22 protein-coding genes and 1 pseudogene are annotated in these 24,622 nt (G+C 66.0%); 11 read left to right on the top strand and 12 right to left on the bottom strand.

Annotated elements, in window-relative coordinates:
• Positions 1 to 11: 11 nt before the first annotated feature.
• Genes HDG39_RS01510 through HDG39_RS01530 form a run of 5 tightly spaced genes read right to left on the bottom strand, consistent with a single transcriptional unit; the run spans position 12 to position 4,881 of the window.
• Entirely contained in the window at positions 12 to 1,169 is a 1,158-nt protein-coding gene (locus HDG39_RS01510; protein WP_184002649.1) for a VanZ family protein, read from the bottom strand.
• Between the two features lie 31 nt (positions 1,170 to 1,200).
• Positions 1,201 to 1,827 carry an ABC-type transport auxiliary lipoprotein family protein gene (locus HDG39_RS01515; protein WP_184002651.1) on the bottom strand — a complete coding sequence of 209 codons (627 nt, stop codon included), beginning with the start codon at positions 1,825 to 1,827 and terminating at the stop codon, positions 1,201 to 1,203.
• Positions 1,828 to 1,857: 30 nt separating this feature from the next.
• Positions 1,858 to 2,826 carry an MlaD family protein gene (locus HDG39_RS01520; protein WP_184002653.1) on the bottom strand — a complete coding sequence of 323 codons (969 nt, stop codon included), beginning with the start codon at positions 2,824 to 2,826 and terminating at the stop codon, positions 1,858 to 1,860.
• Between the two features lie 46 nt (positions 2,827 to 2,872).
• Positions 2,873 to 3,751 (bottom strand): ABC transporter ATP-binding protein, encoded by an 879-nt coding sequence (locus HDG39_RS01525; protein WP_184002655.1) that lies wholly within the window; start codon positions 3,749 to 3,751, stop codon positions 2,873 to 2,875.
• Positions 3,748 to 4,881 (bottom strand): MlaE family ABC transporter permease, encoded by a 1,134-nt coding sequence (locus tag HDG39_RS01530; protein WP_184002657.1) that lies wholly within the window; start codon positions 4,879 to 4,881, stop codon positions 3,748 to 3,750. Before HDG39_RS01530 ends, HDG39_RS01525 begins: the two co-directional genes overlap by 4 nt.
• Positions 4,882 to 5,028: 147 nt before the next feature.
• On the opposite strand from HDG39_RS01530, the gene HDG39_RS01535 reads away from it, so the two are divergent.
• The 3 genes from HDG39_RS01535 (at position 5,029) to HDG39_RS01545 (ending at position 7,202) form a co-directional block, all read left to right on the top strand.
• On the top strand, positions 5,029 to 5,967 hold the full coding sequence (locus tag HDG39_RS01535) for a biotin--[acetyl-CoA-carboxylase] ligase (RefSeq protein WP_184002659.1): 939 nt from the start codon (positions 5,029 to 5,031) through the stop codon (positions 5,965 to 5,967).
• Complete coding sequence (locus HDG39_RS01540; RefSeq protein ID WP_018419264.1) at positions 5,964 to 6,803, top strand: type III pantothenate kinase; 840 nt, start codon at positions 5,964 to 5,966, stop codon at positions 6,801 to 6,803. Before HDG39_RS01535 ends, HDG39_RS01540 begins: the two co-directional genes overlap by 4 nt.
• 159 nt (positions 6,804 to 6,962) lie before the next feature.
• Complete coding sequence (locus tag HDG39_RS01545; protein WP_184002661.1) at positions 6,963 to 7,202, top strand: hypothetical protein; 240 nt, start codon at positions 6,963 to 6,965, stop codon at positions 7,200 to 7,202.
• Between the two features lie 67 nt (positions 7,203 to 7,269).
• Here the strand turns inward: HDG39_RS01545 and rfaE2 are convergent, their stop codons facing one another.
• From rfaE2 to HDG39_RS01575, 6 genes are all read right to left on the bottom strand, one after another.
• Positions 7,270 to 7,752: a D-glycero-beta-D-manno-heptose 1-phosphate adenylyltransferase gene (gene rfaE2, locus HDG39_RS01550; RefSeq protein WP_184002662.1), complete on the bottom strand. Its 483-nt coding sequence runs from the start codon at positions 7,750 to 7,752 to the stop codon at positions 7,270 to 7,272.
• Between the two features lie 159 nt (positions 7,753 to 7,911).
• A complete protein-coding gene (locus HDG39_RS01555) occupies positions 7,912 to 8,787 on the bottom strand; it encodes a ferritin family protein (RefSeq protein ID WP_026225569.1) in 876 nt (291 codons plus the stop codon).
• Between the two features lie 622 nt (positions 8,788 to 9,409).
• Positions 9,410 to 10,207, bottom strand: coding sequence for a PhaM family polyhydroxyalkanoate granule multifunctional regulatory protein (locus HDG39_RS01560; RefSeq protein WP_184002664.1), 798 nt, complete (start codon positions 10,205 to 10,207; stop codon positions 9,410 to 9,412).
• Positions 10,208 to 10,289: 82 nt separating this feature from the next.
• Positions 10,290 to 11,147, bottom strand: coding sequence for an enoyl-CoA hydratase/isomerase family protein (locus HDG39_RS01565; RefSeq protein WP_184002666.1), 858 nt, complete (start codon positions 11,145 to 11,147; stop codon positions 10,290 to 10,292).
• Between the two features lie 66 nt (positions 11,148 to 11,213).
• On the bottom strand, positions 11,214 to 12,455 hold the full coding sequence (locus tag HDG39_RS01570; protein ID WP_184002668.1) for an ABC transporter substrate-binding protein: 1,242 nt from the start codon (positions 12,453 to 12,455) through the stop codon (positions 11,214 to 11,216).
• A 130-nt stretch (positions 12,456 to 12,585) separates the two neighbouring features.
• Entirely contained in the window at positions 12,586 to 13,569 is a 984-nt protein-coding gene (locus HDG39_RS01575) for a fumarylacetoacetate hydrolase family protein (RefSeq protein ID WP_184002670.1), read from the bottom strand.
• 147 nt (positions 13,570 to 13,716) lie between these two features.
• On the opposite strand from HDG39_RS01575, the gene HDG39_RS01580 reads away from it, so the two are divergent.
• From HDG39_RS01580 to HDG39_RS01610, 7 genes and pseudogenes are all read left to right on the top strand, one after another.
• Positions 13,717 to 14,646, top strand: a complete 930-nt coding sequence (locus HDG39_RS01580; protein ID WP_184002672.1) for an IclR family transcriptional regulator — start codon at positions 13,717 to 13,719, stop codon at positions 14,644 to 14,646.
• A gap of 41 nt (positions 14,647 to 14,687) precedes the next feature.
• Complete coding sequence (locus HDG39_RS01585; protein WP_184002674.1) at positions 14,688 to 15,998, top strand: DUF3108 domain-containing protein; 1,311 nt, start codon at positions 14,688 to 14,690, stop codon at positions 15,996 to 15,998.
• A 149-nt stretch (positions 15,999 to 16,147) separates the two neighbouring features.
• A complete protein-coding gene (locus tag HDG39_RS01590; protein ID WP_184002676.1) occupies positions 16,148 to 16,936 on the top strand; it encodes an alpha/beta fold hydrolase in 789 nt (262 codons plus the stop codon).
• 118 nt (positions 16,937 to 17,054) lie between these two features.
• Positions 17,055 to 17,312, top strand: coding sequence for a BTH_I0359 family protein (locus HDG39_RS01595; RefSeq protein WP_062125693.1), 258 nt, complete (start codon positions 17,055 to 17,057; stop codon positions 17,310 to 17,312).
• Between the two features lie 293 nt (positions 17,313 to 17,605).
• Positions 17,606 to 18,676 carry a homocysteine S-methyltransferase family protein gene (locus tag HDG39_RS01600; RefSeq protein WP_184002678.1) on the top strand — a complete coding sequence of 357 codons (1,071 nt, stop codon included), beginning with the start codon at positions 17,606 to 17,608 and terminating at the stop codon, positions 18,674 to 18,676.
• A gap of 59 nt (positions 18,677 to 18,735) precedes the next feature.
• Positions 18,736 to 21,465: pseudogene (metH, locus tag HDG39_RS01605) on the top strand (methionine synthase); the annotation flags it as partial.
• Positions 21,466 to 21,654: 189 nt separating this feature from the next.
• Complete coding sequence (locus tag HDG39_RS01610; protein WP_018419250.1) at positions 21,655 to 21,852, top strand: hypothetical protein; 198 nt, start codon at positions 21,655 to 21,657, stop codon at positions 21,850 to 21,852.
• 130 nt (positions 21,853 to 21,982) lie between these two features.
• Here the strand turns inward: HDG39_RS01610 and HDG39_RS01615 are convergent, their stop codons facing one another.
• On the bottom strand, positions 21,983 to 22,309 hold the full coding sequence (locus HDG39_RS01615) for a DUF1840 domain-containing protein (RefSeq protein WP_018419249.1): 327 nt from the start codon (positions 22,307 to 22,309) through the stop codon (positions 21,983 to 21,985).
• Between the two features lie 461 nt (positions 22,310 to 22,770).
• Here HDG39_RS01615 and argS point away from each other — a divergent pair, with 461 nt between their 5' ends.
• Positions 22,771 to 24,561 (top strand): arginine--tRNA ligase, encoded by a 1,791-nt coding sequence (argS, locus tag HDG39_RS01620; RefSeq protein ID WP_184002682.1) that lies wholly within the window; start codon positions 22,771 to 22,773, stop codon positions 24,559 to 24,561.
• Positions 24,562 to 24,622: the final 61 nt, after the last annotated feature.

Consider the following 24,622-nt stretch of genomic DNA (forward strand, 5'->3'; position numbering starts at 1 on the left):
GCGCAAGCACGTCACGCCCGCCTCGCGCGCCGTTTGAGCCACGCCCGCTCGACCGCGAACGCGAGCCAGACCAGCGCCGCATAGGGCCATATCCACGCGAGCCAGCGCGCGAGCCCGTTGAAATGCAGATAGCGTCCCTGCCGCCAGTCGGCGAGCACGGCGTCGAAATACGGGTTCACCGGCAGCAGATTGACGAACACGAGTGCGACGACCAGCGCGACCCCGGCGAGCGTCGCACGTAACCGCCGCCGCAGCGGCAGCGCGACGAGCGCCGCGACGGTGCCGCACGCGAGTCCGATTAGCGCGCCGGGCGTCGCCCAGTCGAACGCGAGGCCCGATTGCGATTGCAGGAACGTCGCGCCGGCCTTCACGCACAAGGTCGCGACGATGAACACCAACAACAGGCGCACACGTGGCGCATGACGGCGTGCCGGCAGCGATGCAAGCGCGAGCGCCGCGAACAGGTTTAGCGCCGTGATCAGCGCTTCCCACGTGTCGTCGTCCAGCCACGCGGCCGCCGCCGCCGGCCATGCGCCGACATGCCATGCGGACGGCGTCCACGCGAGCAGCGCGTCCTGGGTGGCCGGATCGACGCTCAGCCACAGCGCGCGCGGCCAGTTGCCGAGACCGAACAGACGCGGCGACGGATACATCGTCGCAAACGGCCACGCGGCGACGAGGCACGCGAGCGTCGCATGGCCGCGCTCGAACCACAGCAACCGCACACGCCTGAGCCGGCCGCGGTCGAGCAGCGCTCCGGTCAACGGCGACATCATCGCCGCGCCGACGAGCGCGCCCAGCGTGTTGGCGGCGAGGTCGAGATTGGAGGCGACGCGTGTCGGCAGATAGGTCTGCACGGCTTCCATCGTGCCCGACAGCAGACCGCCCAACACGAACGCGAGCGCGACGGCCAGCGTGCCGCGCCAACGCGGGTACACCGCGAGCACCACCAGCGCGCCGAACGGCATATAGCCGAGCACGTTGGTGACGACGTCGAACGCCGTCAGGTACTGCGGCATCGGATCGAACAGATAGGCGAACGGCGCGATGCCGAGCGAGCGCCAGCCCGAGAACGGATACCACGACCCGTAGACGATCAGCGCCGCATACAGCAGCAGCGCCTGGCGGGCCAGCGTCGACGGGCGGCGCAGCCAGGGGCGTTCGCTCATGCAGCGCTCCGTTGCGTGCGCTGCCCGCCCGTCATTGCGCGGCGACCAGCGCCTGCGAGCCGAGCCACGTGGCGATCTGCGCGACGAGGTCGTCGCTGGCCGCGGCGAGCGCCCGCGCGCCGCCGGCCGCATCCGCCGAATGCGCGGGCGCGTGCGCGACGAAGGTCTGCTGGCCGATCACCTTGCCGCCCTGCATCAGCGTCGCGCGCGCGGTGATCGCGCCGTGGCTGTCCGTCTGGCTGTCGAACACCTGCTCGAACTCGGTCAGATCGACCCGCAGCACCGGCGCGGTCACGCCGTCCGCACCCGTCAGCACGGTGCCGCGCTCGCTCAGCGCGTTGCGCAGGCGCTGCGTCAGCAGTTGCGACGGCATCATCGTCCAGTGGCTGTTGGCGTAGGCGGCCGTCTGCTGCGCGTCGGCGTAGCTCAGCCGATAAGTCAGCCGGTCGGATTCGAGCACGGACGGCGCGCTGACCTCCAACACCTTGACGGCCGGCAGCCGGCTCGCCGCGGCGGCCTGCGGCGGTGGTCCGAAGTCGTAGCGGAAGTCCGACACCACCGCGGACGTGCCCGCGCAGCCCGCCGCCAGCACGCCGAACGCAAGCAGCGCCGCGAGCGCGGCGCGCGAGGACAACAGTCGGTGAATCGAGCGTGACATGGGCATCTTCCTCTGTTCTAGCCTGCGGATTTAGTGAGCTGCGGGCGCGGCGTCGGCGGGCCACGCGAAGCCGGCCTCGCCCGGACCCGGCGCCGGGCGCGGCGCGCCGAACAGCACGCTGCGCGGATTGGTGTTGAAGGTGTCGGCGGCGCGGTCGATCGATTGCGCCGCCGCGCGCACGTCCTCGGTCAGCGAATTGACGCGCGGCAGCGTCTCGAAGCCGACCCGCGCGGACAGGTCCTGCAGCGACGTGTTCATCTGCGTGAGCGCATTGCCCGCCTGCTGCGCGGCCGTGCCGACCTTGTTCAGATTGCGCTCGAGGGGCCCGTCCGGACGGTTCAGGCCCGTGATCATCTGGTTGGTCGACGCGAGCGTGCGGTTCAGCTGATCGACCGTGCCGGGCAGCTTGCTGGCGACGGGCCCCATCTCACGCGTGAGCGTCGCGACGCCCGAGGCCGCCTGCGCGATGCTCGCCGCCGTGTCGTGCAGTTGCGCGACCATTTCCGGCGAGAGCATGTCGTTCACGTTGTCGGTGACTTTTTCGAGCTTGCGCAGCAGCACCTCGCCGCGTTGCTGCAACTGGTCGAACAGACCCGGGCGCATCGGCAATTGTGCGACCTTTTGGGCTGACGACGGCAGCGGGGTCAGATCGCGCCCGGTATCGTCGAGCTGGATGAACGCGATGCCGGTGACGCCCTGCAAGCCGAGGCTGCCGAACGTCGAATGCGTGATCGGCGCGTGCTCGTCGACCATGATGCGGATCAGGATCTGCCCCGGATGTGTCGGATCGAACTTGATCGACTGCACACGGCCGACGTCGAGCCCGCGAAAGCGCACCGCCGCGTCCGCAAAGAGGCCGGTCACGTTGGTGCGCGCGATCAGGTCGTACGGCACCCGCACGGTGCGGTCGACGTTGAACAGATACGCCGCCAGCGCGATCGCCGCCGTCAGCACGACCGTGAAGAGCCCGGCCCAGAACGCATGCGCTTTGTTTTCCATTGTCAGTTTTCCTGGTTCGTAGCGGCCCGGTTCATGGCGGCCGGCCTCACAGCGGCAACTCGGACGACGCCGGCTCGAGCGCCGCCGGCGGCAGCTTCGCGCGGCGCTCCGGCGGCAGCGCCTGCAGCGCGCGGCGCCCGCGCAGGCCGAGGAAATATTCGTGGATGAACGGATGGTCGACGCCCGCGGCCTCCTCGACCGGCGCGTTGACGAGCACTTTGCGATCGGCAAGCACGGCCACGCGTGTCGACAGTGCGACCATCGTATCGAGATCGTGCGTGATCATCACGACCGTCAGACCGAGCGCGCGATGCAGCCCCGAGATCAGCTCGACGAATTCGTCGGACGCCTCCGGGTCGAGGCCGGCGGTCGGTTCGTCGAGGAACAGCAGTTCGGGTTCGAGCGCGATCGCGCGCGCGATGCCGACCCGCTTGATCATGCCGCCCGACAGCGCCGATGGCATCTTCGACGCGTGCTTGCACGGCAGCCCGACCATTTCGAGCTTCAGCATCACGATATCGCGCAGCAGGTCTTCGGGCACCTTGCCGAGTTCGCGCACCGGTTGCGCGACGTTGTCGAATACGGACAGCGACGAGAACAGCGCGCCGCGCTGGAACAGCATGCCAGAGCGGCTGCGCATCAGCAGCGCGGTGTCGGGCGAGATCGTTGCGAGGTCTTCGCCGAACAGCTTGATCGTGCCCCTCGACGGTCGCTCGAGGCCGAGAATCTGCCGCACCAGCGTGGTCTTGCCCGAACCCGAGCCGCCGACGATCGACACGATCTCGCCGCGCCGCACGTCGAGGCTCAGATGCTGATGCACGATATTGCGGCCGTAGCGCTTGGTGATGTCGATCACCTCGATCACCGGCTCGGCGATCGACGGTACGGGCTGGCCGCGTACGGCTTCGGTTAGTGGCGCGATCATCCTAGCCCCACCCTCTGAAAGAGGATCGCGAACACCGCGTCCGCGAGAATCACGATGGTGATCGACGTGACCACCGAGGTCGTCGTGCCTTCGCCGAGACTCTGCGAATTGGCTTTGATACGGAAGCCGAAATGGCAGCCGGCAATCGCGATCAGCATGCCGAATACCGCGCCCTTGCCAAGCCCGATCCACAGGTTCGCGATCGGCACGACGCTCGGCAGCTGGCGCGCGAAGAAGCTCATGTCGATGCCGAGCACGAGCTTCGCGGCGAGCGCGCCGCCCGTCAACGAGATCACGTTGGTCCACATCACGAGCAGCGGCATCGCGACGGCCAGTGCGATCACGCGCGGCAGGATCAGCCGCAGGCCGTGCGGGATGCCCATTACGCGCATCGCGTCGAGCTCCTCGGTCACGCGCATCACGCCGATCTGCGCGGTGATCGCCGAGCCCGAGCGGCCTGCCACCAGGATCGCCGACAGCACCGGGCCGAGTTCGCGAATCACCGCGAGGCCGAGAATATTGACGATGAACTGGTTCGCGCCAAAGATGCGCAATTGCTGTGCCGACAGATAGCTCAACACGATGCCGATCAGGAACGCGACCAGCGCGGTGATCGGCAGCGCGCGGGCGCCGGCGTTGTAGACGTTCGCGGAGATTTCGGTCCACGGCGTGAGTTTCGGCTTGCGCACGATCGCGAGCAGATCGAGCACGAAGCGCCCGAGCATCGCGACGCCGCCCTGCATGTGCTCGACGAACGAGAAGAGCCCGAGGCCCAGACGCGTAAAGGGATCGAGGCGCTTGACCGGCTCGGCGCTCTCGCGCACCGTGTCGAGCAGAGCGATGCGCTCGAAGATGTCGCGCTGCGTGTCCGTGAGCGCGGTGCCCGGCGGCATCTTGCGGCCCCACACGCGCCACAGCGCCTGGCCGCCGACGTGGTCCATCCTGTCGACGCGCGACAGGTCCCACTCGCCGATGCCCTGCGCGCCGGTCAGCGAACGCAGTTGCGGAATCACGTGCCCGGTGTCGCGATCGCGCGCGAGCGCGAGCGCCGTCCACTGGCCCGAGAGACGGACGATCTTGCCTTGGCTGCCGGCCGCGACTTCAAGGCCGGGCGGAGTGTCGTAGTTCAAGGATCGCGTGAATCTGGTTATCGGATTAGCGGCCATTGTAACGAAGGCTCGGCCGCCGGTCCGCACTGATGCACGTCGATCGGCGTCACCCCTTCACCGCTGCGCATTCGAGTCCCGGGCGGGTTCGCTGTGGCTACAATATGGGACATGAATGCCTCCAAGACTCCCGCCTCTCCGTCCGCAGCGACGAGCACGGCACCAGCCTCGTCGTCGGCTGCGACCGACTGGCGCATCGATCGCGAACGCGCGGTCAAGCTGTTCGGCTCGCATGCGCATGACTGGCCGATCGAAATCGTCGAAGAAACCGGTTCGACCAACGCCGACCTGATGGCCCACATGAAAGCACTGCCCCGACGCGCCAACGCGCTGCCGCGGCCGATCGTGCGCGTCGCGTATCTGCAGACCGCTGGGCGCGGCCGCCGTGGGCGGCCGTGGTACGCGGAGCCCGGCAACGCGCTGCTGTTTTCGGTCGCGTGCGTCTTGCCGCGACCGCTCGAAGGGCTCGCTGGCTTGAGTCTCGCCGTGGGGGTCGCGCTCGTCGACGGGCTGCGCTCGCTGCCGGTCGCGGGTCCCGGACAGATCGCGCTGAAGTGGCCGAACGACGTGCTGCTCGAAGGCGACAAGCTCGCCGGCATCCTGATCGAAACCGCGTGGAGCACCGACGACGCGAGCGCGGTCGTGATCGGCATCGGCACCAACGTGAAAGGCGCCGACGAACTCGCGGCGAAGGTGGGCGCGCTGAACGCCGAGGTACCGCCGCAGGCGCTCGGCACCGTGCCGACCGCGTTGCAACGCGCGCTGCCGAACGCGAATCTGACCGATACGCTGGCAGCCGAATTGAACGCGCTCGAACCGATGCTGCAGCGCTTCGGCGCCGAAGGCTTCGCGCCGTTCCAGCCGCGCTGGAACGCGGTGCATGCTTACGCGGGCCGCGAAGTCGTGCTGCTCGAACAAGGCCAGGAGCTCGCGCGCGGCGTGGCGGCAGGCGTTGACGAGCGTGGCCAGTTGCTGCTCGATACGGCTGAGGGCCGCCAGAGCATCGCGACCGGCGACGTGTCGCTGCGCCTCGCCCACGGTGTCGCATGACGCAGCGCGCGCCATATCTGCTGATCGACGCGGGCAATAGCCGGATCAAGTGGGCGCTGGTGCAGCCCGATGGGACGCAGTTGGCGAGCGGCACGCTCGCGCATGACGAACTTGCCGGGCCACGCGCGCGGTCGGGTGCGCAACCCGGTTGGACTGACTGGCCGGCGCCATGCGGCGCGTGGCTCTCCAACGTCGCGGGCGCGGAGGTCGCGACGCACATCGCGGCGCTCGTCGACGCGCACTGGCCGCGACTGCCGCTCGCAACGATCCGCGCAAGTGCGCGTCGATGCGGCGTGACCAATTGCTACACGACACCGGACTCGCTCGGCAGCGACCGCTGGGCCGGCATGATCGGCGCGCACGCGACCTTTCCCGGCGAGCATCTGCTGCTCGCGACCTTCGGCACCGCGACGACGCTCGAGGCCTTGCGCGCCGATGGCGCGTTCATCGGCGGATTGATTGCGCCGGGCTGGACGCTGATGATGCGCTCGCTCGGTGAGCACACCGCGCAACTGCCTACGCTCGACGCCGCGCGCGCGCGCGGTCTGCTCGACGCGGCCGATACCACCGGCGCGGGCCGTCGCGGGCCGTTCTTCGCAACGGATACGCCGCGCTCGCTGTCGGCGGGCTGCACGCTGGCGCAGGCCGGATTGATCGAGCGGATGTGGCGGGACCTGCAGGATGAGTGGCAGGTGCCGGTGCGTCTCGTGGTCAGCGGCGGCGCCGCCGACGAAGTGGCGAGCGCGCTGAAAGTGCCGCATACTCGCCACGATTCGCTGGTGCTGTCAGGGCTTGCGCTGATCGCAGCCGATGATACGGCGCGGCAAGGCGGCTGATTGCCTGCCGTAGCTAGCGTTCGATTCACGACCGGGTGGCGCGTGATGTACGTGTAGAACGCGCGCCGGAGTTGCGCGCAATTCGCCGCCCATTTTCCGAACCCGAGTTTCTCCCGCACGCCCCAGGCTCAACTTCTTTCTGAATTGGAAACACCCACAATGCTTCGCTGGCCGATCGCCATTCTGATTGTCGTCAACGTGCTGGCTTTCGTCGCGCTGCTTGGCGCCTTCGGACCCACACCCACCGCCAGCGGACGCGAGCCGAATCATCTGCCCCGCCAGATTCATCCGGACTGGCTGAAGGTGCGGCCGGTCAGCGCCGCCGATGCGGCCGACCAGGCGGTGGTCGGCGGACCCGCGCCGCAGGCGCCGATTTCGACATCGGAGTTGCCGCAGTAATCAGGGGAGCGAGGCGGTCGGTTAGAAGTTCAGCAGTGCGCCGCGCGTTTTGCGGCAACGGGCGGCATCAATCCTGCGTCCGCACCTTCTTCAACAGCGCGGTCGTCGAGCGATCGTGCTCGAACGCAATCGCGAGCGCCTTGCCGCCCCAACCGCGCACGAGCGCCGATTCGGGCAGCGAGTCCATGTCGTAGTCGCCGCCCTTCACGAGCACGTCCGGGCGCAACGCGGAAATCAGCTCGACCGGCGTCTTCTCGCCGAAGCCCACCACGTAGTCGACACTTTCCAGCGCCGCTAGCAAGGCCATGCGGTCGGCCTCGCTGTTGATCGGCCGGTCGTCGCCTTTACCGAGCATCCGCACCGACACGTCGCTATTGACACCAACGATCAGGCACGCGCCCAGCGCCTTCGCGTCGGCCAGATAGGTCACGTGACCACGATGCAGGATATCGAACACGCCGTTCGTAAACACGACGGGCGCGCGCAGCGAAGGACGAAGCTTCACCAGGGCATCGCGCGTCAGAATCTTGCGTTCAAAGATGGCGGTCATCGCACGGTCACAGAGTTGGGGAATTGGGGAGTTGGGAGTTACGGGAACAGGAATGCCAGGTGCCGTCACGATACACGGTGGACGGCCCGAAGCAAAACGGTCCGGCAAGCTCACGCTTGCCGGACCGCCGTTTGATACGGTGCTGAAACGCCTGAGTCGTTACGCCGGCTGCTGCGCCGGGTTTTGTTCAGCGGCTTGCAGACGCGCGACCACTTCCTTGCGATAACGGTTCAGTTCCTGCGCGGTGTTGAACGTGCGTTCGAACAGCAGCGACAGGTTGTGCAGAATGCGCTCGATGACCTTCTTTTCCCAGCCGTCGTCGAAACGGATCTGCTCGTCGAGCCAGCGCTCGAGCCATTCCGGATCCGGCAGACGCGACTGGATCGTGTCGCGCGGGAACAGCGCCTGGTTCACGTGCAGGTTGGTGGGGTGCAGCGGCTTTTCGGTGCGACGCGCCGACGCCATCAGCACGCCGATCTTCGCGAACGCGGCACGCGCGATGTCGCCGGTTTGCGCCATCGCCTTCTTCATGTAGCGCAGATACGCGCCGCCGTGGCGCGCTTCGTCGCGCGAGATAGTTTCGTAGATGTGCTTGATGACTGGCTCGGTATGCCATTCGGCGGCGCGGCGATACCAGTGATTCAGGCGGATTTCGCCACAGAAGTGCAACATCAGCGTTTCCAGCGGCGGTGCGGGATCGAACTCGAAGCGCACTGCGTGCAGTTCCTCTTCGGTCGGGACCAGTTCCGGCTTGAAGCGGCGCAGGTATTCCATCAGCACCAGCGAGTGCTTCTGCTCCTCGAAGAACCACACGCTCATGAATGCGGAGAAATCGCTGTCGTGATGATTGTCACGCAGAAACATTTCCGTGGCGGGCAACGCCGACCATTCGGTGATCGCGTTCATCTTGATCGTCGCCGCCTGCTCGTCGGTCAACAGCGATGCATCGAATTTGTCCCAGGGAATGTCCTTCTCCATGTCCCATCGAACGGATTCGAGCGATTTATAAAGTTCCGGATAAAGCATGGTGTTCATAGTCCCACCCCTGTTCTGCACATACTGTGTGTGTCTGTTGCTGCTACGTGTAGCCGTTTTTACCTACGACGAACGGACGTGCCGTTTATCGGCCAAGCATTCAATTTTACGCGTTAATCAGCCGCCCAGAAGCATCGGGCAGCAAAGAAGTCCGGGCTTTTGTGTATTGGCGCCTGAAGCGTGAATCCGGCGCCGTGGCCAACCGTGGGGAGGGATACCCTTTGCCTGAGGTCGAGCCAGTCTGGGTCGACAACCGCACGTCCCGCCCTGCACCGGTAGCGCCGGCGGCGAATGACGCGAAGGCGGCGGGATTGGTTGTTTTCGGCGCACGCCCCAAAGCCAGATCAAGCTCACACAATCATAGCACGCGCCTCCCACGAAACCCGTGACAGAAGCGGCGCGAGCGCACTGTGGCATTGACTTCTCTCAATAAAATCGGCGATTCGCGCGGGCGGAAACCGCCGGCGTTGTAATACGGCAAAAACGCAGACGATGGGTTGCCTTCGTCATCAGGCACTGATTCGCGGGGCGACAGGCGGAGGAAACGCAGACTGGACCGCGCTCCTTTTGTCGTTGCTGTCGCTGTCGCACCGGGTGCGAGCGCGTTGCCCGCACCGCCCGCTTACGTCGACTTTTTCATTGTTGCCGCGCTCGTCCGCTCGCCCGACGCGCGTTTGGCCGACGGCGCGGCGCGCTTCGCTGCCGGCCGTTTGGCGGCAGGCTTCGCGTTTTGCGCGGCGGCGCCCGACGCTTCGGCGCCCGACGCATCCGCGGCCTTCGACGGTTCCGGCTTGCCCTGCGTGCCCCCGCCCGCCGCGGCGACCGCGACGGACGGCTGCGTCATCGCGAACTGCGCGATCTGGTTGAACTGCGATTGCAGCAGATTCCACCACGCGGATGCATCGAAAGCGGGCGCCGCGGGCGCTTCCTCTTCGTCGCTGGCGGCCTGCGTGGCGCTTTCGGGCGTGGGCTCGGCCGGCTTCGTCCAACTTGGCGCCGGGGCGGGGCGCGGGGCGGCGTTCGGCGCGTCACTCGCGGCGGCACCCGACGCAGCAGCCGCCGCCTGCGACATCGACGATTGCGCGAACGCGCCGAACGCGCGCAGCGTCGCGAGCGTCGCACGTTGCACTTCGAGCGCCTGGATCGCGGACTGCAGCATGCTCAGATTCAGCTTCAGCCATTGCTCGACCGCGCGCATGTCGGTGATGCGCTTGTCGAGTTCCTCGACGCTCGTGAGCGGCGCCATCATGTCGGACATCATCGACAGCGACGGACTCGTGCCCCCACCCGGCTGCGCGCCCGTCATGGCGGCGCCGAACGGCGACAGCCGCATCATGCTCCACATGCGATCGAGCATTTCAGCGGGCGGAAAACCGGGAAAGCCGGGAAAGGGCGGCGCGGAGCCAGTGGTGTCGGTCATGGTTGTCGCCTCGGTGCCAGATGATAGGTGGAGCGCGCGATGCCGCGCGCGTCGATTCGATCATACCGTGTGGGGTATGACATCACGATCGTTCGTCGTTACGTGGACCGCCCGCGCCAAAATCGGGCGCGCGCCGCTCGCGCAACGAGCTCAGTCCTTCGCGCACGTCCGGCCCCGCGAAGCCCATGAATTCCAGCGCGAGCGACGTATCGAACGCCGGCCCCGCCGTGCGCAGCCAGTTGTTCAACGCGTACTTGGTCCAACGGATGGCGGTCTGCGAGCCGTCGGTCAGCTTGCGCGCGACTTCGAACGCCTTCGGCAGCAGATCGCTTTCGTCGACGGCCAGCGACACGAGCCCGATGCGCTCCGCCTCCTCGCCGCTCACCGGCTCGCACAGCAGCAGGTAGTACTTCGCCTTCGCCATGCCGCACAAGAGCGGCCAGACGATCGCCGCATGATCGCCCGCGGCGACGCCGAGGCGCGTGTGTCCGTCGATGATGCGGGCCGTCTTCGCCGCGATCGAGATATCGGCGAGCAGACCTGCGACGAGCCCCGCGCCGACCGCCGGCCCGTGCATCGCCGACACGATCGGCTTGCCGCAGTTGATCACGTTGTAGACCAGATCGCGCGCTTCGCGCCACACACGCGTGCGCACCTCGAAGTCGTTCGCCATGTCCTCGACGAGCTGCAGATCGCCGCCGGCCGAAAAGCCTTTGCCCTCGCCGCGAATGATCGCGACGCGCGTATCGGGATCGCGATCGATGTCGCGCCAGATTTCCGCGAGCTCGTAATGCATGCGTGCGTTCGCGGTCGCGAGGCCGCTTTTATTCGCGCCCTCGCCGCTCATCACGACTTCGAGCACACCGTGCGGATGACGCAGCAAACGCAGCGACTGGTAGTGCGCGTAGTACGCGTCGTTCGGTTGCGATGGCTGAGGCATGGTGAGCAGTCCGGAGGAGATTCGTTCAGTCGCGCGCGGAACGCCGCGACCCGTTCAATGCGGCTGTTAAAGCCACTTGCCATTGGTGATTTCGACCATCACGCGGGCGCGTTGATCGAGCCCGAGATGATCGACCGCGCTCATGTTGACGACGCCATTGGTATCCGCGAGACCGCGTGTTCCTTCGAGCGCGTCGCGCAGCGCGCGGCGAAACGGCGGTGTGCCGGGCGCGCCGGCTTTCAGCGCGAGCGGAATCGCATGCTCGAGCAATGCGCCCGCGTCCGATGTGTACGAACCGAATGCCGACACGCTGCCCGTGCCGTGCCGCGCCTCGAAGCGCTCGATGTAATCAAGCGCGAGACGCCTGGCCGGATGATCGGCCGGCAATTGCGTGGCGACCAGCACCGGGCTCGCGGGCAGGAAGGTGCCGTTGCAATCGGCGCCGCACACGCGCAGGAAATCGTTATTGCCGACGCCGTGGTTGTGATAGATGACGCCCTTGTAGCCGCGCTCGCGCAGCGTTTTCGGCGGCAACGCGGCAGGCGTGCCGGCCGCGCCGACCACCACCGCGTCGGGATGGGTCGCGAGAATCTTCAGCACCTGGCCGGTCACGCCCGGATCGGTGCGATTGAAACGCTCGCTCGCGACCACGTCGATGTGATGCAGTTGCGCGTACTTCGCGACCTCGGCGTAGAACGTCTCGCCGAGCGCGTCGGCCTGGCCGATGAACGCGATCGTCTTCACGCCGTGTCCGCTCGCATGCTCGGCGATCGCCGAGGCCATCACCGCGTCGGTCTGCGGCGTCTTGAAGACCCAGCGACGTTTCGCGTCGACCGGTTCGATGATTTTCGCGGACGACGCGAGCGAGATCATCGGCGTCTCGCCCTCGGCGACCACGTCGATCATCGCGAGCGAATTCGGCGTGATCGACGAGCCGATGATCGCGTCGACGTGATTCTCGCTGATGAGCTTCCTGGTGTCCTGCACGGCGTGGGTCGTGTCCGATGCATCGTCGAGCACGATGTATTCGACGTCCTGCCCGCCGATCCGTTTGGGTAGCAGCGCGACCGTTTCGCGCGCGGGAATGCCGAGCGACGCGGCCGGCCCGGTCAGCGACAGCACGAGACCGATCTTCACCTGCGCGAACGATGTCAGCGGCAACGCGCAGGCAAGCGCGGCCCACAGCGTCGCGGCGCGCCGCGCGAAGCGCCGACCACGTTGACGCAAGCCACGCGCGCTCGTGCGCGCTTCAACGGGCGACGCACAAGCGCGCCGACGTCCAGCTGCGGAGAAGTCCAATCGCGGCATGCTGTCCTCGCGTCGGGGTTTTCGTTGTGATGTTTGCCGCAGTGTAGCCGCGCGCGCAAGTGGCGGCATCGGGCGAAACCCTTTCGCGCGCGCCGCCCGCGTCACAGCATTGCCGCGTGAGCGCCGCGCTTCATTCGAGCGGCGCGATGCTCTGCTCGATCGCACCGAAAATCGACTTGCCCGCATCGTCGAACATTTCGATCCTCACGGTGTCGCCGTACTTCATGAACTCCGTTTGCGGCGCGCCGTGCTCGATCGTTTCGAGGCAGCGCTTCTCGGCGATACAGCAGTAGCCGCGTTTCGCGTCCTTGTTCGACACCGTGCCCGAACCGACGATGGCACCAGCACGCAGATTGCGCGTTTTCGCGGCATGCGCGATCAGCTGACCGAAGTGAAACACCATATCGGTGCCCGCGTCGGGCTGGCCGACCTTCCTGCCGTTCCAGTGGACGATCATCGGCCGATGCACGCGGCCTTCGCGCCAGTGTTCGCCGAGCTCGTCGGGCGTCACGGCGACCGGCGCGAACGAGGTGGCCGGCTTGCTCTGGAAAAAGCCGAAGCCCTTCGCGAGTTCGGCGGGGATCAGGTTGCGCAGCGACACGTCGTTGACGAGCGTGACCAGCCGCACGCCGCGCAGGGCCTGCTCGGGCGTCGCGCCCATCGGCACATCGCCGGTGACGACCGCGACTTCGGCCTCGAAGTCGATGCCGTACTCTTCCGATGCGCACGCCACGTCGTCGCGCGGGCCGATGAAGTCGTCGCTACCGCCCTGGTACATCAGCGGGTCGGTCCAGAATTCGGGCGGCATTTCCGCGCCGCGCGCGCGCCGCACGAGCTCGACGTGGTTCACGTACGACGAGCCGTCGGCCCACTGGAACGCGCGCGGCAGCGGTGCCATGCACCCTTTGGCGTCGAATGAAAAGCTGTTGCGCGCACGGCCCTGGTTCAGCGCATCGTAAAGGTCGTGCAGTTGCGGCGCGTAGAAGGCCCAGTCGTCGAGCACGCGCTGCAGCGTGGGCGCGATCGTGTCGGCGATGGCCGCCGTGTGCAGGTCGCGGGACACGACGATCAGTTGACCGTCGCGCGTGCCGTCCTTCAGCGAGGCAAGTTTCATAGAGCTGTGAACCGTGTATTGGTGACGATGGAAGGAATCTATTCTACGATGGTGAATCGGCGCGGCCCAATATCTGCGTGTTCGTCGTCGTGTCACCGTAGCCGTCTCCATTACGATCACCGAACGCGCTGCCCGCGCCTTTTGCACATGTCCGCCAACGCCCGCTCCGGCATAATCCGCACCCGCACCGACCCCGCGCCCGCAGACGATCTGCTCGATCCCGTCCATGCAACCGACGCAACCGGCGCCGATGACGAACCCGGCGAACCCGGCGAAGAAAAACTGCGCTCGGGCATCCAGTCGATCGAGGTCGGTTTCAGGCTGCTCGACGTACTGACCCACGAGCCGCGCGCGATGATGCTGCGCGATCTCGCGCAGCGCGCGGGCATGAGTCCGGCGAAGGCGCATCGCTATCTGGTCAGCTTTCTGCGTCTCGGCGTGGTCGCGCAGGACCCGCTGTCGGGCCGCTACGAACTCGGCGGCTTCGCTTTGCAGCTGGGGCTCGCGCGGCTCGCTCGCGTCGACGGTGTGAAGCTCGCGCGCATCGCGCTCGCCGAACTGCGCGACCGGCTCGACCTGACCGTCGGCATCGCGGTGTGGGGCAATCAAGGACCGACGATGGTGCACTGGATGGAGTCGAGCTATCCGGCCAAGGCGTCGCTAAAGCTCGGCGACGTGATGCCCTTGCTCAGTTCGGCGACCGGTCTGCTGTTCGCCGCCTACCTGCCCTCCGGCAAGACCGCCGCGATGCTCGAGCGCGAGCTGGCCGACTCGCGGCGCTCGTCGTCGTATAGCGGCGCGCCACGCACCCGCGAAGACGTCGACAAGGTGCTCGCCGAGGTGCGCGAGCACGAGGCTGCGCGCGTCGAAGGCATGCTGCTGCCGACGATCCACGCGTTTTCGATGCCGGTGTTCGATTCGACCGGCGAACTCGCGCTCGGTCTGGTCGCGCTCGGCCATGAAGGCGCGTTCGATATCCGCTGGGGCGGCGAGATCGATACCGCGCTGCGCGAATGCGCGCGCAAGCTGTCGTACGAACTCGGCTATAGCGCGACGCCGCGTGGCGACAACGGTTGATACGCACCGATCCTTTCAAGCTCTCACCGATTCAAGCGCCGATGGATTCTGCTTCCGCCAACCGCCGTCATGATCGCCTGCCCGCTTCCGGTAGCGGGCCGGGACGCGGCGCGCGCGCGTGGCGCTGGATCGCCGTCCTCGTGGTCGTCGCGGTTGTGCACTGGATCGCGGCGCAATGGTTCGAGCGCAATCGCGTGGATCTGAATCCGGCGAATCACGAGCATGTGCCGGTGCAGGTCGCGCTGCTGACGCCCGAACGGGTCGAGCGTCGACCCGCGCCACAGCCCGCCGTGCCGGCACCGCATCCGCCCTCGCCAGCACGCAAGCCCGCGGCGAGGCCGCCGCGCGAGCAGCATGTGATGACCGCGTTGCAGCCCGCCACACCGAACGAGCCCGCGGCCACGCCGGCATCGGAGGTGGCGGCTAGCGAGCCACCCGCCACCGCGAACGCGAATGCATCGGCCCATGCGAATGCCAGCGGCGCCGTCGCGAGCGCCCCTGCCGCGGCCAGCGCGCCGCAAGCGTCGCAGGGCGTGAAGTTTTCGGTACCGCCGTCGGCCGAACTCGACTACGACACGTTCTACAACGGCGTGCGCAACGCGCCCGGCACGATCCATTGGGCGAGCAACGGGCAGGGCTACGAAATGGTCGTATCAGTACCGCTGCCGTTCGTCGGTCCGTTCGTGTTTTCGAGCCACGGCGGCATCGATGCCTTTGGCCTCGCGCCGGCTCAGTACAGCGAAAAGCGTGGCCGTCGCGCCGAAGACATCGCGATCTTCAATCGCAACGACAAGAAGGTTGGCTTTACGCGCACGCCCGCCTCGTTGCCGTTGCCCGACGGCGCGCAGGATCGCTTCAGTGTCGTGATGCAGCTCGCGAGCCTCGTGCGCGGCGATCCTGACGCCTATAAGCCTGGCGTGACGCGACAGTTTTTCGTCGTCGATACCGATAGCGGGGAGAATTGGCCGATCGAGACGATCGGCGACGAAACGATCCGCGCCGCGCAAGGCTATCTGCAGACGCGTCACTTCAAACGTCTGCCGCGGCACGATGGCGACCAGCGCCGCGTCGACGTGTGGCTCGCCCCGTCCCTCGGCTGGCTGCCGGCGCGCATCCTGCAGACGGAGCCGAACGGTACCCAGTTCGAACTGGTGTGGCGCGGCAAGCTGAATGTCGATGGCACGTCGCCGGATGACCGCGGCAATGGTGGCGCGCCGGGCACGCCCGCTGCACCCGCTGCCACGGGCCCTGCGACGCCGGCGCCAGCTCCGGCCGACGCATCGGCAGTAACACCCGAGGCCGCCCCAGCTGCACCGGTCGATTCGACCGCTCCGACCATCATCAAACCGTGACACTTTTCGTGACACAGTGTCACGAGCAGATCTGCTCGAGATCGGCGAAACTTCCTTTGCAACGCTGACTCGCACGTCAATGGAGCCCCGTTCGCGCGAACGAGGCGACCCACCGCGCTTTTTCACTGCGTTTCCTCAAAGGAGTCCGCATGCAAGTGAACATCAACGGTATCGACACACGCTACGTGCTGAGCAACGAAGGCGGCGGCCCGTGGCTCACGTTCATCCATCAGTTGGGCGGCGATCTTTCCATCTGGGATCAGATGGCAGGCTATTTCCGCGACGATTACACGGTGCTGCGCTACGACGTGCGCGGCCACGGCCACAGCGCGGTTGCGCGCGAGCCGTTCGCCATGCGCGATCTGGCCGACGATCTCGCCAAACTGCTCGATGCCCTCGGCGCGCGGACGACGCACCTGGTCGGCCTGTCGCTCGGCGGCATGATTGCGCAGCAGTTCGCGCTCGACCATCCATCGCGCATCGACACGCTGACGATCGCCGACAGCACCGGCGGCACTCCGCCCGAGAATCGTGAGTTGTGGAATCAGCGCGCCCACACCGCGCGCAGCGACGGCATGGAGGCGCTGTTACCGTCGACGATCGCGCGTTGGCTCACGCCCGACTTTCAGGCCGGGCATCCCGAAGCGGTCGAGCCGATCCGTGAGACATTTGCGCACACCTCGCCGGAAGGTTTTGCGATGGCCTGCGAGGCACTGCGCGATTTCGACCTTCGCGGCCAGCACGGCGCAATCCGCTCGCCGACGCTGACGGTGGCCGGACGTCACGACACTGGCACGCCCCCTGCTGCTACGCAGGCAATAGCGGAGGCGATCGAGGGCGCCCGCTTCGAGTTGCTGGACGCCGCGCATCTCGCGCCAATCGAGCAATCACAGCGTTTCGCCGCCTTGCTTGAATCGTTTCTGGAGCGGCGAGTCTAACCGTCAGGTCCGGAGTTTTTACTTGCGTCGTCCGGACCCACCCCTTGAATTCCATCCCACATGCTCCACCTACGGTGCAGAAAAGGGCAGGAGCCCAACGGAAATAAGGAGTGTCGCCATGCAAATGATCTATAACAGCCCTAACTACTGTGTCGTCGAGTTTCCTCCGCAGGAAGGTCTGCTTGCCATGAAGTCGGGCGGCTACGAGATTGTCGACAAGAACATGCAGCGCGAAATCTACATCGATGGGGCAATGGCGGCGCGTTTTCGCGAGCATGTGCAAAAGCTGATCGAAGGCGAGCCGACGCTCGACGAGGTTGATGAATTCCTCGGTCAATTCGACAGTCTGATGCATCAACCGGTGGTCCTGCATTGACCGGAGGGGTTCAGCTGGCGCTCTGGCGACATCGATCGACCGCACCGCGCGGCTTTGCCGGCGGGTTCCATCAAGCGGTCGGCGGCAGCGAAACGGCCCGGCAGGCTTTGGCTTGCCGGGCCGTTTTTTATTGCATCGTTTGTTAGCGCGTTTCTGAGTTCCCGGCGCGGCGCGTTCGTATCGGTCGATTTTGCCGGCCGCGCCTCGCACTCTCCTCCGCGCCGGGCGCATCCGCCCGGCAGCGGCTACAATGACAGGTTTTCCGCCAACGCCGGCGCAAGCCCTCGTCCGCCATGACCCAGCCTGCTCAATCCATCACGCCAGTCCGTTCGGAGCCCGCCTACACCCGCGGCGCGGCGCTGCCCGCGCTGCTGAACTCGCGCATCCTGATTCTGGACGGCGCGATGGGCACGATGATCCAGCGCTACAAGCTCGACGAAGCCAGCTATCGCGGCGAGCGCTTCAAGGACTACGCGCGCGACATCAAGGGCAACAACGAACTCCTGTCGATCACCCAGCCGCAGATCATCTCCGAGATTCACGAGCAGTATCTCGCGGCGGGCGCGGACATCATCGAGACCAACACGTTCGGCGCGACCACGGTCGCGCAGGCCGACTACGGCCTGGAATCGCTCGCCGTCGAGATGAACATCGAATCGGCGAAGCTCGCGCGCGCCGCGTGCGACAAATACGCAACGCCGGACAAGCCGCGCTTCGTCGCCGGCGCGATCGGCCCGACGCCGAAAACCGCCAGCATTTCGCCGGACGTCAACGATCCGGGCGCGCGCAACGTTACCTTCGACGAACTGCGCGCCGCGTACTACGAGCAGGCGAAAGCGCTGCTCGACGGCGGCGCGGACCTGTTCCTCGTCGAAACGATCTTCGACACGCTGAATGCGAAGGCCGCACTGTTCGCGCTCGACGAGCTGTTCGAAAACACCGGCGAGCGTCTGCCGATCATGATCTCGGGCACCGTCACCGATGCGTCGGGCCGCATTCTGTCGGGCCAGACCGTCGAGGCCTTCTGGAACTCGCTGCGTCACGCGAAGCCGCTCACGTTCGGCCTGAACTGCGCGCTCGGCGCGGCGCTGATGCGTCCGTACATCGCCGAGCTCGCGAAGCTGTGCGACACCTACGTGTCGTGCTATCCGAACGCCGGCCTGCCGAACCCGATGAGCGACACCGGCTTCGACGAATTGCCCGCGGATACCTCTGGCCTGCTGAAGGAATTCGCCCAAGCGGGACTCGTGAACATCGCGGGCGGCTGCTGCGGCACGACGCCCGAGCACATCGCGGCGATCGCGAAGGCGCTCGCCGAGCTGAAGCCGCGCAAGTGGCCGAGCCAGTATCGCGATGCGGCCTGAGCCCGCCTGAAACACTTCGCCCCGACGCCCTGCACGTCCCTTAACGCACGCACCCGACTCGCACACACGCCATGACCGATCACACCATGCGCCTTGCCGGCCTCGAGCCGTTCAACGTCACGTCCGGGACGCTCTTCATCAACGTTGGCGAACGCACCAATGTGACCGGCTCGAAAGCGTTCGCGCGAATGATCCTGAACAATCAGTTCGACGAAGCATTGGCCGTCGCGCGCCACCAGGTCGAGAACGGCGCGCAGGTAATCGACATCAACATGGACGAGGCGATGCTCGATTCGAAAGCGGCAATGGTCCGCTTCATGAATCTGATCGCGTCGGAGCCGGACATCGCGCGTGTGCCGATCATGATCGACTCGTCGAAGTGGGACGTGATCGAGGCGGGTCTCAAGTGCGTGCAGGGCAAGGCGATCGTCAACTCGATCTCGCTGAAGGAAGGCAAGGAAGCGTTCGTTCATCATGCGAAGCTGATTCGCCGCTATGGCGCGGCTGCGGTCGTGATGGCGTTCGACGAACAGGGCCAGGCCGATACGTTCCAGCGCAAGACCGGGATTTGCAAGCGCTCGTACGACGTGCTCGTCAACGAAGTCGGCTTTCCGCCCGAGGACATCATCTTCGATCCGAACATCTTCGCGATCGCGACCGGCATCGAGGAACACAACAACTATGCGGTCGACTTCATCGAGGCGACCCGCTGGATCAAGCAGAACCTGCCGTACGCGAAGGTGAGCGGCGGCGTGTCGAACGTGTCGTTCTCGTTCCGCGGCAACGATCCGGTGCGCGAGGCGATTCACACGGTGTTCCTCTATCACGCGATCCAGGCGGGGATGGACATGGGCATCGTCAACGCGGGCCAGCTCGGCGTGTATGCCGAGCTCGATCCCGAACTGCGCGAGCTCGTCGAAGACGTCGTGCTGAATCGCCGTCAAGACGGCACCGACCGCCTGCTCGAAATCGCCGACAAGTTCAAGAGCGGCGCCGCGAAGAAGGAAGAGAACCTCGAGTGGCGCAACCAGCCGGTCGAGAAGCGTCTCGCGCATGCGCTCGTGAGCGGCATCACCACGTTCATCGTCGAAGACACCGAGGAAGTGCGCGCGAAGATCGCCGCTGCAGGCGGCCGTCCGATCAACGTGATCGAAGGTCCGCTGATGGACGGCATGAACATCGTCGGCGACCTGTTCGGCCAGGGCAAGATGTTCCTGCCGCAGGTCGTGAAGTCGGCCCGCGTGATGAAGCAGGCGGTCGCGCATCTGATCCCGTTCATCGAGGAAGAAAAGCGCCAGCTCGCGGCCGCCGGCGGCGACGTGCGCGCGAAGGGCAAGATCGTCATCGCAACCGTAAAGGGCGACGTGCACGACATCGGCAAGAACATCGTGTCGGTGGTGCTCCAGTGCAATAACTTCGAAGTGGTCAACATGGGCGTGATGGTCCCGTGCAGCGAAATCCTTGCGAAGGCCAAGGTCGAGGGCGCGGACATCATCGGGCTGTCGGGCCTGATTACGCCGAGTCTCGAAGAAATGGCCTACGTCGCATCGGAAATGCAGCGCGACGACTACTTCCGCGTCAAGAAGATTCCGCTCCTGATCGGCGGCGCGACGACCTCGCGTGTGCACACGGCCGTGAAGATTTCTCCGCACTACGACGGGCCGGTGGTCTACGTCCCGGACGCGTCGCGCTCGGTATCGGTCGCCTCGAGCCTGCTGTCCGACGAGGGCGCCGCGAAGTACATCGACGAACTGAACGCCGACTACAACCGCATCCGCGATCAGCACGCGAACAAAAAAGCACAGCCGATGGTCACGCTCGCGCAAGCGCGCGCCAATAAGACGAAGATCGACTGGGCAGGCTATCAGCCCGTCAAGCCGAAGTTCATCGGCCGGCGCGTGTTCAAGAATTTCGATCTGAACGAGCTCGCGAACTATATCGACTGGGGTCCGTTCTTCCAGACGTGGGATCTCGCCGGCCCATATCCGGCGATTCTCAACGACGAGATCGTCGGCGAATCGGCGCGGCGCGTGTTCTCCGACGGCAAGTCGATGCTCGCGCGCCTGATTCAGGGCCGCTGGCTGCAGGCCAACGGCGTGATCACGCTGTTGCCGGCCAACACGGTGAACGACGACGACATCGAAATCTACACGGACGAATCGCGCACCGAAGTCGCGCTGACGTGGCGCAATCTGCGTCAACAGAGCGTGCGGCCTGTGGTCGACGGGGTGATGCGACCGAACCGCTCGCTGGCCGACTTCATCGCGCCGAAGGACTCGGGCGTCGCCGACTACATCGGCATGTTCGCGGTGACGGCGGGTCTTGGCGTCGACGTGAAGGAGAAGCAGTTCGAGAAGGATCTCGACGACTACAGCGCGATCATGCTGAAGGCACTCGCGGACCGGCTCGCCGAAGCATTCGCCGAAGCGTTGCACGCGCGTGTGCGGCGCGACCTGTGGGGCTACGCGAACAGCGAAAACCTCTCCAACGACGAACTAATCGCCGAAAAATACCGCGGCATCCGCCCGGCGCCAGGCTATCCGGCCTGCCCCGACCACCTCGTCAAGCGCGACATGTTCGACGTGCTGCAGGCGAACGAAATCAACATGAGCGTGACCGAATCGCTGGCGATGCTGCCGGCCGCGAGCGTGTCGGGTTTCTACCTCGCGCATCCGGACAGCACCTATTTCTCGGTCGGCAAGATCGGCGCGGATCAGCTCGACGACTACGCGCGGCGGATGTCGCTCACGAAAGCGGACGCCGAGCGCGCGTTGGCGCCGTTGCTTTGAGCATGAAGCGATACGTGGCCGGGCCGTGCGGCCCGAGCCGCGCGTGCGCGACTATATCGAGTCCGAAAGACTGAATATTTGGCGCCGCGACAATTTCGGCTTTGTAGACTGAGTCGGCTTTCATCCCGTCAGGCGCGAGCACAACGCGCCGGCTTACCGAGATTGCAACCGTCAACGGAGAAAAATCGTATGAAGAAGCTGACACTGTTATTGACCGCTGTTTCGCTGGCCGCGGGCGCTTCCGTGGCGCTCGCACAACCCGCCGCGCCGGGCGGATCGAGCGCGGTCAGCTCCTACTCGCCCCCCACCGAGGCGCATGTCAAAAAGGCGAAGAAGCAAAAGATGAAGAAAGGCGCGGCAGCGTCGGCGGCCCCCGCGAGCCAGTGAGCGGCGAGACGGACAAGCCCTCAGAATGACAAAGAGCCCGCGTCAAGCGGGCTCCTTTCTTTGAGTGCACCCCAAAGCGCTTATGAAGGCCTTCTGAGTCCGGGCCGCGGAGCTCGGGACCCAGCAGAAATCAAAGCCCCCAGACGATATCCGCGTTTTCCTTCTGCGCCGCGCGCAGCATGTCGAGGAACGGGTACGCGCGCTGCGCGAGACCGGGCGGAATCTCGTGACGATCGCGGCCGTCTTCGCCCTCGTGGAAATGGCCCTCGTGCTCGGCGCGCTCCTGCTTGTCGGAGGTGATCGCCGCTTCGAGCTTCTCGATGGCCGGGCCCAGTTCGTCGTGAGTAATGACGCCCCTCTGCCCAAGGCGTTTGCCGACAATGCCGACCAGATACTGCGCCAGATTCTCCAGCATCATCACGTCCGGGCAGGCGTGGCACTTGAAAGTAATCAGCATGACTGTTCCCTTTTTCGTTATGTCGGGCTAACGCATGAGCGTCCCAAGGGCGGCAACAGCGTGCGCCTGACGTGGCGCCGGCAAGGCGCCGCAGCCACAGCCCTCGTGGGCAACTCATTGAACATATTAGCACCTGCTAAAATCCGTCTGAACGGAAAAGCGCGCCGCCCAGCGCCACGTATGGCAAGGCTCGACGAGCATCGCGCACGTGTGCAAACGGGGGCGTCGAACCATCGGCCGCAATCCGCATGCCGCGCGAGCCTGCGTGCCGGCGGGCTGCCGAGCGGAGTCCACCGCGTTGCGCTGCTTGCGTTGCGTCTCGTCGCATCGCCTGGGGGACAGTCTGCCGGCGGCGGGGCCATCAGTGCCGCAAAGCGCGGCGGCGTTCTACACTTGCGACACCGGCCTCGGCCGGCGCCTCTTCCGCCTTACCGGATTGCCTCACTGGACTCGCAACAAGCATGCTGCCCGCACATAAACACACACTCGAAACACTGCTCGCCGAGACGGTGAAGCAGGTCGCGACTGCCACCCAAGGCGCGACGGAAGCCGCCTTCGTCTCGCCCGCCATCGCGCTGGAGCGCCCGAAAGTCGCCGCGCACGGCGACGTCGCGTGCAACGTCGCGATGCAGCTCGCCAAGCCGCTGCGCGCCAATCCGCGCCAGCTCGCGCAACAGTTCGTCGATGCGCTGCTCGTCAATCCGCAGGCCAAAGGCCTGATCGACACCGCCGAAGTGGCGGGCCCCGGCTTCATCAACCTGCGGCTCACGGCCGCAGCCAAGCAAGGCGTGATCGCCGCCGTGTTCGCCGAGAAAGACGCGTACGGTCGCTCGCGGCGCGACGCCGGCAAGCACGTGCTGATCGAGTTCGTGTCCGCCAACCCCACCGGCCCGCTGCACGTCGGTCACGGCCGCCAGGCCGCGCTCGGCGACGCGCTCGCGAACGTGCTCGCGTCGCAGGGCTGGGACGTGCACCGCGAGTTCTACTACAACGACGCCGGCGTGCAGATCCACACGCTCGCCCTGTCGACCCAGGCACGCGCACGCGGCCTCGCCCCCGGCGATGAAGGCTGGCCCGCGTCGGCCTATAACGGCGAGTACATCGCCGACATCGCGAAAGACTATCTGAACGGCATCACGGTCGCGGCGAGCGACGGCGAGCCCGTCACCGGCGCGCGCGACGTCGATGACCTCGAGGCGATCCGCCGCTTCGCGGTCACGTATCTGCGTCGCGAGCAGGACATGGACCTGCAGGCGTTCGGCGTGAAGTTCGACCAGTACTACCTGGAATCGTCGCTGTACACGGAAGGCCGCGTCGAGAAAACGGTCGACGCGCTGATCGCCGCGGGCCAGACCTACGAGCAGGAAGGTGCGCTGTGGCTGCGCACCACCGACGACGGCGACGACAAAGACCGCGTGATGCGCAAGACCGACGGCACCTACACGTACTTCGTGCCGGACGTCGCCTATCACGTCGCGAAGTGGGAGCGCGGCTTCACCAAGGTCATCAACGTGCAGGGCTCGGATCACCACGGCACGATCGCGCGCGTGCGCGCAGGTCTGCAGGGTCTCGGCATCGGCATTCCGAGGGGCTACCCCGACTACATCCTGCACAAGATGGTCACGGTCATGCGCAACGGCGAAGAGGTGAAGATCTCGAAGCGCGCGGGCAGCTACGTGACGGTGCGCGACCTGATCGAATGGTCGGGCGGCGCGACGCCGGGCTCGGAAGCGGCCGTCGATCTGATCGACGAGGAAACCATTCGCCGCGGCCGCGACGCGGTGCGCTTTTTCCTGATCTCGCGCAAGGCGGACACCGAGTTCGTGTTCGACATCGACCTCGCGCTGAAGCAGAACGACGAGAATCCGGTGCACTACGTGCAGTATGCGCACGCGCGCATCTGCTCGGTGATCGCCGAGTGCAACGCGCGCTACGGCCTGGACGAGAACGCGCTCGCAAGCGTGGATCTCGCGCCGCTGACAAGCGAACGCTCGATGGCGCTGCTCAACAAGCTCGCCGAATTTCCGGACATGCTGCAGCACGCCGCCGACGAACTCGCGCCGCACGCGGTCGCCTTCTACTTGCGCGAACTCGCCGGCGAATTTCACTCGTTCTACAATGACCGTGCCGAGCGCGTGCTGGTCGACGATGCGGCCGAACGCAACGCTCGCGTCGCGCTGCTCGCGGCCACGCGCCAGGTGCTGGCCAACGGTCTCGCGACGATCGGCGTCTCCGCTCCCGTCAAGATGTAACTCCTCTAGCGTAATATGCGCGCGGCCGTCGTTATAATCGGCGGCCGTTCCTGGATTCTTT

Origin of the sequence: Paraburkholderia lebeckiae, assembly GCF_014201005.1 — a bacterium.
Lineage (GTDB): Bacteria > Pseudomonadota > Gammaproteobacteria > Burkholderiales > Burkholderiaceae > Paraburkholderia > Paraburkholderia tuberum.